The 12,648-nt window shown below is 60.9% G+C and carries 10 protein-coding genes; 9 read left to right on the plus strand and 1 reads right to left on the minus strand.

Annotation, left to right across the window (positions count from 1 at the left end):
• Positions 1–83: 83 nt before the first annotated feature.
• The 3 genes from NKI15_RS02825 (at position 84) to NKI15_RS02835 (ending at position 5,098) form a co-directional block, all read left to right on the plus strand.
• A complete protein-coding gene (locus tag NKI15_RS02825) occupies positions 84–2,069 on the plus strand; it encodes an ATP-dependent nuclease (RefSeq protein ID WP_352885661.1) in 1,986 nt (661 codons plus the stop codon).
• A gap of 2 nt (positions 2,070–2,071) precedes the next feature.
• Positions 2,072–3,955, plus strand: coding sequence for a UvrD-helicase domain-containing protein (locus tag NKI15_RS02830; RefSeq protein ID WP_352885662.1), 1,884 nt, complete (start codon positions 2,072–2,074; stop codon positions 3,953–3,955).
• Positions 3,956–4,270: 315 nt separating this feature from the next.
• The gene (locus NKI15_RS02835) at positions 4,271–5,098 is read left to right on the plus strand and encodes a hypothetical protein (RefSeq protein ID WP_352885663.1); all 828 of its coding nucleotides are present in this window, start codon (positions 4,271–4,273) and stop codon (positions 5,096–5,098) included.
• Here the strand turns inward: NKI15_RS02835 and NKI15_RS02840 are convergent.
• The gene (locus tag NKI15_RS02840) at positions 5,088–5,948 is read right to left on the minus strand and encodes a DUF4238 domain-containing protein (protein WP_352885664.1); all 861 of its coding nucleotides are present in this window, start codon (positions 5,946–5,948) and stop codon (positions 5,088–5,090) included. The genes NKI15_RS02835 and NKI15_RS02840 overlap by 11 nt on opposite strands.
• 31 nt (positions 5,949–5,979) lie before the next feature.
• Between NKI15_RS02840 and NKI15_RS02845 the strand changes: the two genes are divergently transcribed.
• From NKI15_RS02845 to NKI15_RS02870, 6 genes are all read left to right on the plus strand, one after another.
• On the plus strand, positions 5,980–6,231 hold the full coding sequence (locus NKI15_RS02845; protein WP_352885665.1) for a hypothetical protein: 252 nt from the start codon (positions 5,980–5,982) through the stop codon (positions 6,229–6,231).
• A 376-nt stretch (positions 6,232–6,607) separates the two neighbouring features.
• Positions 6,608–7,654: a hypothetical protein gene (locus NKI15_RS02850; RefSeq protein WP_352885666.1), complete on the plus strand. Its 1,047-nt coding sequence runs from the start codon at positions 6,608–6,610 to the stop codon at positions 7,652–7,654.
• Entirely contained in the window at positions 7,651–7,854 is a 204-nt protein-coding gene (locus NKI15_RS02855; protein ID WP_352885667.1) for a hypothetical protein, read from the plus strand. The genes NKI15_RS02850 and NKI15_RS02855 overlap by 4 nt, the downstream gene beginning before the upstream one ends.
• A 183-nt stretch (positions 7,855–8,037) precedes the next feature.
• On the plus strand, positions 8,038–9,234 hold the full coding sequence (locus NKI15_RS02860) for a DUF932 domain-containing protein (protein WP_352885668.1): 1,197 nt from the start codon (positions 8,038–8,040) through the stop codon (positions 9,232–9,234).
• 146 nt (positions 9,235–9,380) lie between these two features.
• Entirely contained in the window at positions 9,381–11,501 is a 2,121-nt protein-coding gene (locus NKI15_RS02865; RefSeq protein ID WP_352885669.1) for a ParB/RepB/Spo0J family partition protein, read from the plus strand.
• Positions 11,502–11,569: 68 nt separating this feature from the next.
• Positions 11,570–12,625, plus strand: coding sequence for a DUF7146 domain-containing protein (locus NKI15_RS02870; protein ID WP_352885670.1), 1,056 nt, complete (start codon positions 11,570–11,572; stop codon positions 12,623–12,625).
• Positions 12,626–12,648 lie beyond the last annotated feature (23 nt).

Raw genomic sequence — 12,648 nt, forward strand, 5'->3', positions numbered from 1 at the left:
ATTCCGAAATACCAGAAGAAATTTCTACCCGCCCTTGCCTCGATTGAAACATCCGCGGACCGGATTCTGGAGATCTAATACCCATGTTTATTGAACGGCTTACTCTGGTCAATTTCCGCTGCTTCGGCGCCGATCCATTGACCATCGACTTGACGCCTGGTCTTACCGCATTCGTAGGCGTGAATGGAGCAGGCAAGACAGCGGTCATGCAGGCGCTTCAACGTCTGTTCGGCATCACTGGCGATCATCGGCGCCTTCGCCGCCAGGATTTCCATGTGCCTGCGGCTGAACTGGTCGCACCGCTTCAACGTACCTTCGTTCTCGAAGCAATTCTTGCCTTTCCTGAGCTTGATGCCGGTGGCGCCCACGCCGGGGCGATTCCCGAATTCTTCCACCAAATGGCCGCCGACGAGGCCGGCCGATTGAAATGCCGGTTGCGTATCGAGGCAACCTGGACGGACGACGGTTCGCTTGAAGGAACGATTGAGCAGAAGTATTGGGCTATTCGCGCGTTCGGTCCGTTCGTGGAAGCCGATTGCATCGAGCTGAAACCCCTCGACCGCGCTCGGATTCAGATGATCTATGTGCCCGCGTCACGCGATGGCGCATCCCAGGTGACGGCCTTCCTGCGCGGTCGCCTCTGGCGGGCCATCAACTGGTCGCAGGGCGTAAGGGACACCTTTTCCAACACGGGCGCTACGCTCAACGGCTCTTTTGCCGGCGAACCCGCCGTGGACATCGTGTCGGCTGCCGTGCGTCGGCGTTGGCAAGAAGTCTACACCGCCGGCACCGACACGACACCATTGTTTCGGCCAATCGACCTACGCTTCCAAGAATTTATTCGTAAGGTAGAGGTGGTCTTTCGCCCCGACGAAGCCGGTCGTGAGCGCGCGCTGGACGACCTCAGCGATGGACAACGCTCGCTGTTCCATTTGGCGATGACGGCCGCAACTTTGGACGTCGAGAGCAGCATCGCTGTTGATCCAGTCGCTGCAGGTTTCCAACCCGGCGGCGTACCGCTGCCAGCTCTGACGCTCATCGCCATCGAGGAGCCGGAAAACAATCTCGCACCGTTCTATCTTTCCCGTATCGTGCGGCAGATCGAGGACCTGACGAAGGGAAATCGAGCCCAAGCGGTGGTTTCGAGCCATTCCGCGAGCATTCTTGCCCGTGTTGATCCGTCGCAGGTCAGGCATTTCCGTCTCAATTCGGCAGATCGAACAGCGCGGGTTCGCGCCATTAGGCTCCCCATCGGACAAGAGGAAGCATCGAAATTCGTCCGGGAAGCCGTTCGCACCTATCCCGAGCTATACTTCGCTCGCTTCGTCGTGCTTGGCGAGGGCGCTTCAGAGGAAGTCGTCCTCCCGCGGCTTGCAGAGGCAATGGGCCTCGACATCGACCGCTCATTTGTTGCCGTCGTCCCCCTTGGCGGTCGCCACGTCAATCACCTTTGGCGGCTCCTCACTGCCCTCGATATCCCCCATGCAACACTTCTCGATCTCGATTGGGGCCGTGATGGCGGCGGCTGGGGTCGAATCAAGACGGTATGCGCGCAGCTTCTGGAGATCGACGTTCCACCGGCAGCTATCTTTGGCCAGCATCTTAATGCTGACCCGGCGGCTAACCTCGCCGCGTTTGATGTGACCGCGACCGAGAATTTCGCATTGATGACGACCTGGACAAATTTCTTAAGGCAGTTCAACGTTTTCTTCAGCACGCCGCTGGATCTGGACCATTCCATGTTACGCGCTTTTCCGGTGGCCTATCAAATGGCCGAGCCGGGGCGACAGGGTCCATCAGCACAGGGTGATCCGCGCACGGCTGTCCTCGGTGAAGCTGGCCGCGGTGATCTCTATGCAGCTGACCAGGATTCCTTGTTGCGCTGGTATCGCTACTTGTTCCTTGGGCGCGGGAAGCCCAGCACGCATGTCCGTGTCCTAAGCGGGCTGACGGCCGCACCTTTGGCCGCCGGCGCGCCCGAGGAGTTGCGGGAGCTTCTGACATCTGTTTCGGCCCGGCTGGCCCCACCGCCACCCCCACTGCCACCTGCGCCCGCACCGGCGGCCTGATCATGGCGCTCGTCCGACCACAAGACTGGCGACCGCGGGGCATAGACGACCTTGAACCCGACGCTTGGCGCGCCCTGCGCCAAGGCGGCTCAACATGCGTTGTTGCTGGCCCCGGCGCGGGGAAGACCGAATTTCTGGCGCAGCGTGCCGCCTACCTCCTCGAGACAGGACTATGCTCAGCACCCTATCGTGTCCTGGCGATCTCCTTCAAAGGCGATGCGGCCGACAATCTTGCCGCCCGTGTGCGAAAGCGCTGTCCGCACGAACTGGCGAACCGTTTTACGTCACTCACATTCGACGCCTTCACCAAAAGCCTGGTGGACAGATTCCAGAGCGCGATACCCGTCGACTGGCGGCCAACCCGACCCTATGACATCGCGTTTCCGGCGTACCGGCAGGTCTCAGGTTTTCTTGACCTCTCCCGTCTCGCGGCTCCCGCGCAATGGCAGGCTGAAATTGCGGGTCTTGGCGCGGGCAATTTTGAATCCCGCGATGTTGGCGCTTATCGCTTGCCGATAGCGCGCCCCGCGCCGCAGACCGGCACGGAGTTCACTATCTACCGTTGGTGGGAAGGTCAGTTCGGAACCCATCCCCGATCGGCTCTGAGTTTCGTCAGCCTCAATCGGCTCGCCGAACTGCTGTTGCGCGCCAGCCCAGACATTCGCCACGCGCTTCGGTTGACCTATCCCTTCGTGTTCGTCGATGAATTTCAGGACACGACCTACGCACAGTACGATTTCCTGCTCTCGGCATTCGGCGGCGCCGAAATCGCCGTGACGGCCGTTGGCGACGACAAACAGCGCATCATGACTTGGGCTGGCGCGCGCATGGACGCCTTCGAACGCATCGCCGCAGATTTTGCAGCCATTCGGATCCCATTGCTCTTCAACTTCCGCTCCTCACCGGATCTCGTTCGAATTCAACACGTCGTGGCAAGAGCGCTTGATCCGCACGCGGCGCCAACGGTGGCGCAAGCTGCACGACTGGTGGACGGCGATGTCGCCCAAGTCTGGAACAGCCCGACCATGGCCCGCGAGGCCGAACACCTTGCGCAGTGGCTGGCGAATGACATGGCGGCTCGCGGTCGCGCACCCCGCGACTATGCCATTCTGGTCAAGCAAAAGTCCGACGACTTCGAGGCCGATCTTGCCGCGCCACTGGCCCAGCAAGGGTTGCGACTGCGAAACGAGAGCCACGCCCTCGGGCGCACGACCCTCCAAGAGCTCCTCTCGGATCAATTTGCGAGAGTCGCGATCGCTCTATTCCGCTTGGGCGCCACCCGCCGCGCGCCGGACGCATGGCAACTGGCCTCCGCTGCTCTATTGGAAGTCCGAGCGATCGCATCAGGGGACGACGTCGCAGAGCCGCGCACAGAGGCGGAGCTCACAGCTTTTCTAACGACACTGCGTGCCGACATGGCCAACACGGCAACGTCGCCGGCGAGCGCAGCGATCTTCGCCGTGCGCATCCTGGCATTCCTCGATTTGGGCGCTTTCGCTCGAACCTATCTCCAATATTCATCGGGCGACCTCTTGGCGATCATGGTCGATGCGTTCCAACAGCATCTGGCAGCATCGGCAAACGGCGCCGCCACATGGACCATCTGCCTGGACGCCTTCGAGGGGCTCGGACAGATTCCGTTGATGACGGTCCACAAGAGCAAGGGTCTCGAATACGACACCATCGTTTTCATCGGCCTTGATGATCAGGCATGGTGGGCACACACACCGGGCAACCCTGAAGGCCTTGCGACTTTTTTTGTGGCGCTCTCCCGTGCCAAGCAGCGCGCGATTTTCGCCTTCTGCCAGGAGCGCGGCCAGCGCCGCCGCGTCGCCGACCTATTCCAACTGCTCACGGACGCCGGCGTGCCAGAGATCGCGATATGAGTTGTGCATCGCTATTATCAGAACGCATCACCGAAACGCTGAAACCGCGTGTGGTCGACGACAAGATGCCGTACATCGCGAATTGAGGTCGATGGCTCGCAGCATATTAGCGGAGATGGCGAACCCTCCCTGGCAGCCTACTCGGAATGGTGGCGGCCGATCGTGACCTGCGCCTGCCGGCTACCAGATCTACCGCTTCCGCGCCAATGAGTTGGTTGGAGCGGCCGCAGGAACATTGATTGAGCGCTTTTTCGATTGGCTCTGGGCGCTACACAAGATAGCACCGAGGCCTGACCAGCGCATGGGAGAGATTGAATGGATGCGAGTCAACAACCGATAATAGAGGAACAACTCGCGGCGGTGAGCAATTTGATGAGGCTGCAGATGCAGCCCTTCGTGACGCCGATTTCCGGCGCGCTTTCTGATGGTACGGCGACACACGTCGGTACCGGTGGGTATGTCGAATGGCGCCGCAAGCGCCTCTTGATCACCAATGAGCACGTCGCTTGGGAGGTGAAGAAGCATTCGCTGGCCCGCAAATGTTTCGACGCTCCCGACTACCTTAACGTTAACAATCCCTTTCAAACCATTGCAGCGCCATACGATATCGCCTTCAGTCTCATTGACGACCATTGGAATGCCGTTACGCACAGTGCGATGGCATTTCCCGACTACCGTTTTGAAGAAAAGCATGCGCCGCTTCAGGGCGAATATCTCTTCGTAATAGGTTTCACCGGCGAGAAAGCCCATTACTCGCCTACATTCGGGACGCTGTTTACAACCGGCACCCCTTATCTCACCCAGGAATATGACGAGACCCTTGAGCCTGAGGCGTCGAAGCGGCCGATCAAGCACCCTGATTTCGATCAGGATTACCATTTCGCGATGCATTGGCATCCCGAAGCGACGACACCCACGGATGGAAAGACCAGCTCGATCCCACTCGATCCGCATGGGATGAGCGGATCCTTTGTCTGGAACACGCGCTTGGCCGAATTCGCCGGCCGCGGTGAGGCTTGGACGCCTGGCGTCGCGCGACTGACCGGGATCGTCTGGGGTTGGGACACGAGCGATCGTTTTCTTTTCGCGACCAGAATCGAGCATGTGGCTTCGTTCCTCGGTCGCTCCTTCCCTAGCCTTTAGCATCCTCAGAAGTCGGCAGCGTTGCCACGAGTTGCTCGATCAGCGACCGCGAGGCGGCGGCGAAAGAAGTACTTTGCATCGCCGTGATCTGGTTGAACCGGTTCACCTGATCGCGCGAAAGATCAATCAGCACTTCCGTTCCCTTGCCCCTGCCAATCCCTATAGCCAAGTCGGAAGCGATAGGCAGCCAAGCCTCGCTATCCGGCTCGCGCAGGTCGCCACGTTTGCGGACGATCGGCGCGCTTCCGATCGCGAACATACCCTCGAACGTCCTGGCGATCGCCAGGCCGCGCTGATCCAGCACGGCCATTATCTGTCCTACGTCCGTTGCGATCGCCCTCACCCTCGCGCCCTGCGCCAGCCGCGCTTTTTCTTTGGGCGACCGGAGCGCCTGCAACTCATTGGCCCGATCAGGATGCTTCTCCAGAAGTTGGTCAATAAGCTCCTCGATATTGGCGTCAGCGTTCTGCAGGGTTCGCGACTTCGCATGCATGTCGGGGACGCGCTTCCATTGCATGTAGAAGAACTGATCGAGCAGGCGCTTCTGCTCGACCGACAGACCCGGTGTCTCATCTTGGCGGGCTGCGGACGCGATCATAGCCAGTACCGAGTGGGTTTCCCCTTCAAGCTTTGCGAAGCTCTTCTCTAATTCCACGTCGCACGAGCCGTCGGCCTGTTCGACGGTGTAAAGATAATTTTCGGCGAAAAGGCCTTTCGGCTTGCCTGCGATGACCCCCGCTGCCGGAGCGACCTTGGTATAGAAGGCAAGCCTGCCTTTGACATCGGTGAAACGACGCAACAGCATTTGCGGCAGAAAATGATGCAACTTAGGGTCTTTTCCACCGGTCATTTTGCGCCTGCTACGTTTGAAGATAAGCCCTATGCCAGACGCCGACTATCTACACTTCAGAAAACCCGATCGCGAAGCACTGGTCCGCGTAATCATCGACGGCGGTAACAACGGCGCTCGAAACCGTATGGCCACCGTGCCTATCGTCGTCTTCCGCTACCGCAACAACCTTCCACGGTGTGAAGTGGCAGTACAAGCTAGGGGGCAGCTTGGCAATTTCGTGGCTGCGAACAACATCCTCATGAAGGTGCTAAAGCTGCATGGCGCGCTTGCCGACGGGTAGCACGGCGGCGCTCTAGGTCGAACCCTCGGCCGCAAGAACAATGGTGAACTGCCTGCCGCGGAAGGAATCGCATGGAACCCGAATTGGAACCGGATCGGCTCGGACGCATCGGCGAGCGGCAATTCGAGGTGCTGTGCGAGCGGGCCGGCCTTTACTGCAACAAGAGCGCCCTCGATTTGATGGGGTGGGATTTCATCGTCGAATTCCCGATGAATCCTCCCGGCGTAACATTGCCACTCGATCAACGCCCCACCAATGCCGCGCGCGTTCAGTTGAAGTCGGCGTTCGGACGATCAGGCAATCGCGTAAGGCTTACCCTATCTGCAATTGATAGGTTGGCGAAGGACCCCGTCCCGCCCTCATCATTGTGTTTCGCATGCGTGCCGACGGCGAGCTTCAGTCCGGTTACCTTGTTCATCTCATTGGCAATGAACTTGCGCGCGTGCTGCGGCGGCTGCGCCTGGCTGAAGCGCGCAAGGCTCACGAAATCAATCACATTGAGATCAGCTACAACTATGAAAAAGTGGGGCAACGCTTTGAACCGACCGCCGCAGGACTGCTGGCTGCGCTCACGTCGGCATGCGGTGAAAACCCAGGCGCCTACACAATGGAGAAGCAGCGCCAGCTAATGGAGCTTGGCTACGAGCACGGGCAGTTCGAAGCCGAAGTAATGATCTGGATCGAAGGCCAGGAGCATCTCAACAATCTCGTGCTCGGCCTTGTGCCGCTGAAGCCGCATCGGCTTCGTGTCTTTGACAGCCGATTCGGCATCCGTCTGCGCTATCAAGGCACCCTGTTCGACGATATCGAAGAACTCCGCCTGACGCCGCCTACGCTTGGACCTTGCGAAGTTTCGATCAGGGGGCCCGGATTTGGCCAGGCGGCACGATTTGAGGCCGAGATGTTTATCGGGCCTCCCCTTCTTGGCCCCTACACCCCGGAACTGCTTGTTCGTCACCCGGACTTCACCATCAGGCTGACGCCTGAAGGCCTTAGATTCGAAAGCGTCGGGTCGATCGATGAAGCGCGACATAGTCTCGACGAGTGGGCGGAGTTGCTGCGCGCGTTGACCCTGTTGTCCACAAAACAGGCGACGCTGGCCATCGCCGGTAATGCGCGTATCCCTTCGATAACCTTGGCCGCCGATCAACCGATCACTGGACCCTATATCGCCGAAATACCACTCATTTCCGAATTCGCGGATGGATGGCTGCGCCTTCTCGCAAGCGCCGGCCTACGCTCAAACGTCACCTTCGAGTTCGACGAGTTCTGGGGAGCAAACGATGCCAGGATGGCGGTCGATATTCTGCTAAATCCCAAGCCGGTTGCCCATTTCGAGTTCAGTCTCTTACGATCGACGAGACACTGCCTCTGCCAGCAGGCTTGTACTTCAATACAACCACATTTGCGGACACCAGCTTGACGTACAGTGCGAAGGTTTTTTTCGAAAAGACGAGCGATCCGCTCTGGCGGTATCACTCGAAGCATTTCGAAGCGCTAGATGTAAGACCGGGCGTTGATGACCTGGACGAATACGGAATCGATCAGGCTGGTGCGGAAAAGCTGACACTTGTCATTGACCCCAAGAATGTCACGATCACAGCGGCACCAGGCGAAAGCTAAGCCGGCATGCTGGGCAACAATGAATATGAAGGGAATGCTTCCCATTGCGCCCGATTCAGTGTCTCGGTCGACCCCTCTGCGGGGACACCCCGCAACTCCCGAGAGTGAGAGGGCTGCGGCTTTCGCCGTGACGGGTTGAAGGTCGAGAGAGAGGCTCTCGGCGATCCGTCATGGAGATCAGCCATGGACAATGTTGAGGTACTGGACGCAGCGCGAAACGGAAGCGGCGGCTACAAGGTCGATATCGGTCGCGGCCAGCGGGTCGACCGGGTGTCGTCGGAATGGTTTTCCCGGCCTGACGATGAGCGGTTCCTTTCCTTGTCGGAGTTGTTCGCGTCCGTGCATACCCGCAGCGAACACAGCAGAACACGGACCGTCGAGACCGCAGCGGTTCGCGTCGAAGCCAGCCGCGACAACGCCGAACGCCTGTCGCTTATTCTGCCCAGTGCGATCGACCCTCTCGCGCCGACCCACTGGAGCTTTGGACAACTCGCGGGCCTGATCGGCGCGCCGGCGACCTATCTTCGCCAGCTTCCGGCCTCGCTGGCCGGCATCAACCTCCAATATGGCTTGACGTCGCACCGCGCCGAGCAAGTCAAGACGCTCGATACCGATGACGGGCGAGTCGAACTCCGCGCCGTCACCGGCCCAGACTATGGCCGGATCTACGACCACGAGCTAGTCGCCGCCGTTCAGCGCATCGCCGGCAACGGTACCGGTGACACACGCTGGAAGGTGCCGGGCTTGCTCGACTGGTCGACCGGCATCTACAACCCCCGTGTCGACGTGACGAAGGACACGACAACGCTCTACGCCAGCGACCGTGACGTCTTCCTCTTTCTGGTCGATGACCTTAATCCGATCGAGGCGGGCCGGTTGCCAGACGGTTCGCCTGACCTCTACTTTCGCGGCTTCTATTGCTGGAATTCGGAGGTCGGCGCCAAGACGCTCGGCATGGCGTCTTTCTATCTGCGCGCCGTCTGCCAGAACCGCAATCTCTGGGGCGTCGAGGATTTCGAGGAGATCACGATCCGGCACTCGAAATATGCCGCCTCGCGCTTCGCTCAAGAGGCCGCACCGGCGCTAACACGGTTTGCCAACTCGAGCCCCCTGCCCTTCGTCAATGGGATCAAGGCGGCCCGCACGCGGATCGTCGCCCGCTCCGACGAAGACCGCACCGATTTCCTCCGCAAGCGGGACTTCAGCAAGACTGAGACCAAGAAGATCATTGAGACCGTGCTGTCCGAGGAGGGCCACAAACCCGAGAGCGTTTTCGATTTCGTCCAAGGCATTACTGCGGTGGCGCGCGACAAGACACACCAGGACGCGCGGCTCGACCTCGAAGCCAAGGCAAAGAAGCTGCTCGACCGTGCCACCTGATCCGGGTTCACGCCTTTGCGGTTGCACGCCTTTCCTGCTGTCCGGTTCTGCGGTTCGCCTCTCAGAGTAAGAGGTGGGCCGCAACTTCGTGACGGGTTGGAGGCCGAGAGAGAGGCTTTCGGCCGCCCGTCGCGGAGTACATTCCGATGGCTACTGCAAAGAAAATCACCCTGTCGTCGTCACGCGACATCCCATTCAATCAACTCGTCATCTCCCAGGCGAACGTCCGCCGGATCAAGGCCGGCGTGTCGATCGAGGAACTGGCGGAGGACATTGCTCGCCGTACCCTGCTACAGAGCATCACGGTTCGGCCGGTTTGCGATGCCGACGGCAATGAGACCGGCATGTTCGAGATCCCGGCCGGCGGACGCCGTTATCGAGCGCTCGAACTCCTCGTGAAGCAGAAGCGCCTTGCCAAGAATGCCCCGGTTCCCTGCGTTGTCCGTGAAGGCGGTCTCGCTGAGGAAGACTCGCTCGCCGAGAATATCCAGCGGGCACCCCTCCATCCGCTGGACCAGTTCCGAGCCTTCCTTGCCTTCCGCGAGAAGGGCATGTTGGAAGAGGAAATCGCCGCCAACCAGTTCGTCTCGACCGCGATCGTGAAGCAGCGGCTTCGCCTTGCGTCGGTCTCGCCCAAGCTCCTCGATGTCTATGCCGACGACGGCATGACCCTCGAACAGCTTATGGCGTTCACCGTCAACGGCGACCATCAACGGCAGGAGCAGGTCTTCGAACGTCTCGCTCAAAGCTACAGTAAGGAGCCGCACGTCATCCGCCGAATGCTTACCGAGACCTCAGTCCGTGTTGCCGACAAGCGTGCCCAATTCATCGGCCTGGGCGCCTATGCCGAGGCTGGTGGCATCGTCATGCGCGACCTATTCCAGGGCGACGACGGCGGTTGGCTGCAGGATGTCGGTCTCTTGGAAATGCTGGTTGCCGAGAAGCTGCGCGTGCAGTCCGAGGTGATCTCGGCCGAAGGCTGGAAGTGGGTCGAGATCGCGCCGGATTTCCCCTACGGCCACACCTATGGTCTCCGTCACCTCCGCGGCGAACAGCCCGCTCTCACCGAGGAGGAACAGGCCACCCGCGCATCTCTTCAAGCCGAGTTGGACAGATTGGAGGAGACTTATGCCGCCACCGACGATCTCCCCGATGAGGTGGACGAAAGGCTTGGCGAGATCGAAACCGCGATCAGCGCTCTCGACGAAAGGGCGGAGGTCTTCGATCCCGAGGAGATCAGGCGCGCCGGTGCATTCGTCAGCATCGATGCATCGGGCAACCTCAGGGTCGAGCGTGGGTATGTTCGCCCCGACGACGAACGTCCGATCGAACCGGAGGCCGACGTCGAGACCAAGGACGGCGACGTCGCCACCGCGGCGCGTGCGGAGCATGAGGTCGACGGTGTGAGCGCGAACATCGAGACCGCGACGGAACACGAGGAAGACGACGGTTTGAAGCCGATCCCGGATCGCTTGATGACCGAGCTGACTGCCCATCGCACGCTGGCTCTGCGCCACGCGCTCGGCGATCAGCCCGATGTCGCCTTCCTCGCTGCCCTCCATGCACTCACGCTCCGTGCCTTCTACCGCTACGGCTCGGATACGTGCCTGGAAATGGAGTTGAAAAGCATCAGCTTCGGCACGCAAGCGCCGGGCCTGAACGACAGCAGCCTGGCGTCCGCGCTCGATGGCCGTCACCAAACCTGGGTGGCGGCGCTACCGAAAGAGCCCGGCGATTTGTGGGATGCCTTGCAGGCGTTCGACGGCGACAGCCGTCAGGGCCTGTTTGCGCACTGCGTGTCGCTGTCGGTCAACGCGATTTACGAGGCATATAGTCGTCGACCGCGTGCGCTCGCCCATGCCGACCAACTCGCACAGGCCGTCGATCTCGACATGGTGGCGGCCGGATGGACACCAACGGTCGAAACCTATCTCGGCCGTGTCACCAAGGCTCGCATTCTCGCATCGGTGCGCGAAGCGAAGGGCGCACGCGCCGGCGATCGCATCGAACACCTCAAGAAGGGCGACATGGCCGAGAAGGCGCAAGAGCTGCTCGCCGGTGCGGGTTGGCTTCCGGAACCGCTGCGCACGCCTGGCCGGCCAGTCGCGACGGTTGTCGACACGTCGTCCACCCACACCAGCCTGTCCACCGATCGGGCGGTCGAAGAAACGGCGGTAGACGGCGACGAAACGGCTATGGCGGAAAGCGAACCGCAAGCCGAAGATGAGGCGGCTGAGATCGACACACATGCGGTTGCGGCCGAATAGTCGAAGAAACACATCCTCCCGAGGGGCCTGCCGGCAACGGCAGGCCCTTTTTTGTTAAGGAGTCTGCAATGCGACCCGCCATGGATCTTGCGCAGCGGCTGGCTGCTCAGGCCGAGGCCGTATGTCGGCACTACCTCTCAAACGGCCACCGCGAGGGCCATTACTGGCTTGTCGGCGATGTCCAGAACAATCTGGGCCGGTCGATGTTCGTCCGGCTGAAAGGAGCCGAGTCCGGCAAGGGCGCGGCGGGCAAATGGACCGATGCCGCCACTGGCGAGCATGGCGACCTTCTCGACGTCATCCGCGAGAGTTGCGGCCTGCTCGACTTCAAGGATGTCGCTGACGAGGCCCGACGTTTCCTCAGCCTGCCCCGACACGAACCCAACCCTCAGCCGCGGCCCCGATCATCGTCCGCACCGGCGGGATCGCCGGAATCAGCACGGCGGCTAATTTCCATGTCGCAGCCGATCACGGGCACCATCGTAGAGACGTATCTACGCAAACGCGGCATTACGGCTATGCACGGAACCGGAGCGCTGCGCTTCCATCCACGCTGCTACTATCGCCCGGACAGCTTCAGCCAAACCGAGACCTGGCCGGCGATGATCGCTTCCGTCACCGATCTCGACGGCAAGATCACCGGGGCGCACCGCACCTGGCTTGCACCAGATTGTAGCGGCAAGGCGCCGGTCGATACGCCGAGGCGTGCGATGGGCGACCTCCTCGGCAACGGGGTCCGTTTCGGTGTTGCCCACGATGTCATGTCGGCTGGCGAAGGCACCGAGACCATGCTGTCGCTACGAATGGTGCTGCCCCAGATGCCGACGGTGGCGGCGCTTTCGGCTGCACATCTCGGCCAGCTCCTGTTCCCGGCGACACTGCGCCGTCTCTACATCGCGCGCGACGACGATCCGGCCGGTGATGGGGCGGTGCAAAGCCTTGTCGAACGGGCGCAGGCGGTCGGGATCGAGGCGATCACCCTGTCGCCACGGGTCGGGGACTTCAACGAGGATCTCCGCGCGTTCGGCATTGATGCACTTCGGGCGGCCTTGCGGGTACAGATCGCGGCGGAAGATGTCGCCGGCTTCATGGGAGTGCAGGCAATGGCCGGCATGGGGATATGAGTCCGCGCCTCGGGGCCGGTGTG

Source organism: Mesorhizobium sp. M0862 (genome assembly GCF_040319795.1).
Taxonomy (GTDB): Bacteria; Pseudomonadota; Alphaproteobacteria; order Rhizobiales; family Rhizobiaceae; genus Mesorhizobium.

What these genes read in the sequence shown, in the direction of transcription:
- NKI15_RS02825 (WP_352885661.1), top strand. Translation starts at nt 84, where the DNA reads ATGTTTATTGAACGGCTTACTCTGGTCAATTTCCGCTGCTTCGGCGCC.
- NKI15_RS02830 (WP_352885662.1), top strand. Translation starts at nt 2,072, where the DNA reads ATGGCGCTCGTCCGACCACAAGACTGGCGACCGCGGGGCATAGACGAC.
- NKI15_RS02835 (WP_352885663.1), top strand. Translation starts at nt 4,271, where the DNA reads ATGGATGCGAGTCAACAACCGATAATAGAGGAACAACTCGCGGCGGTG.
- NKI15_RS02840 (WP_352885664.1), bottom strand. Translation starts at nt 5,948, where the DNA reads ATGACCGGTGGAAAAGACCCTAAGTTGCATCATTTTCTGCCGCAAATG.
- NKI15_RS02845 (WP_352885665.1), top strand. Translation starts at nt 5,980, where the DNA reads ATGCCAGACGCCGACTATCTACACTTCAGAAAACCCGATCGCGAAGCA.
- NKI15_RS02850 (WP_352885666.1), top strand. Translation starts at nt 6,608, where the DNA reads ATGCGTGCCGACGGCGAGCTTCAGTCCGGTTACCTTGTTCATCTCATT.
- NKI15_RS02860 (WP_352885668.1), top strand. Translation starts at nt 8,038, where the DNA reads ATGGACAATGTTGAGGTACTGGACGCAGCGCGAAACGGAAGCGGCGGC.
- NKI15_RS02865 (WP_352885669.1), top strand. Translation starts at nt 9,381, where the DNA reads ATGGCTACTGCAAAGAAAATCACCCTGTCGTCGTCACGCGACATCCCA.
- NKI15_RS02870 (WP_352885670.1), top strand. Translation starts at nt 11,570, where the DNA reads ATGCGACCCGCCATGGATCTTGCGCAGCGGCTGGCTGCTCAGGCCGAG.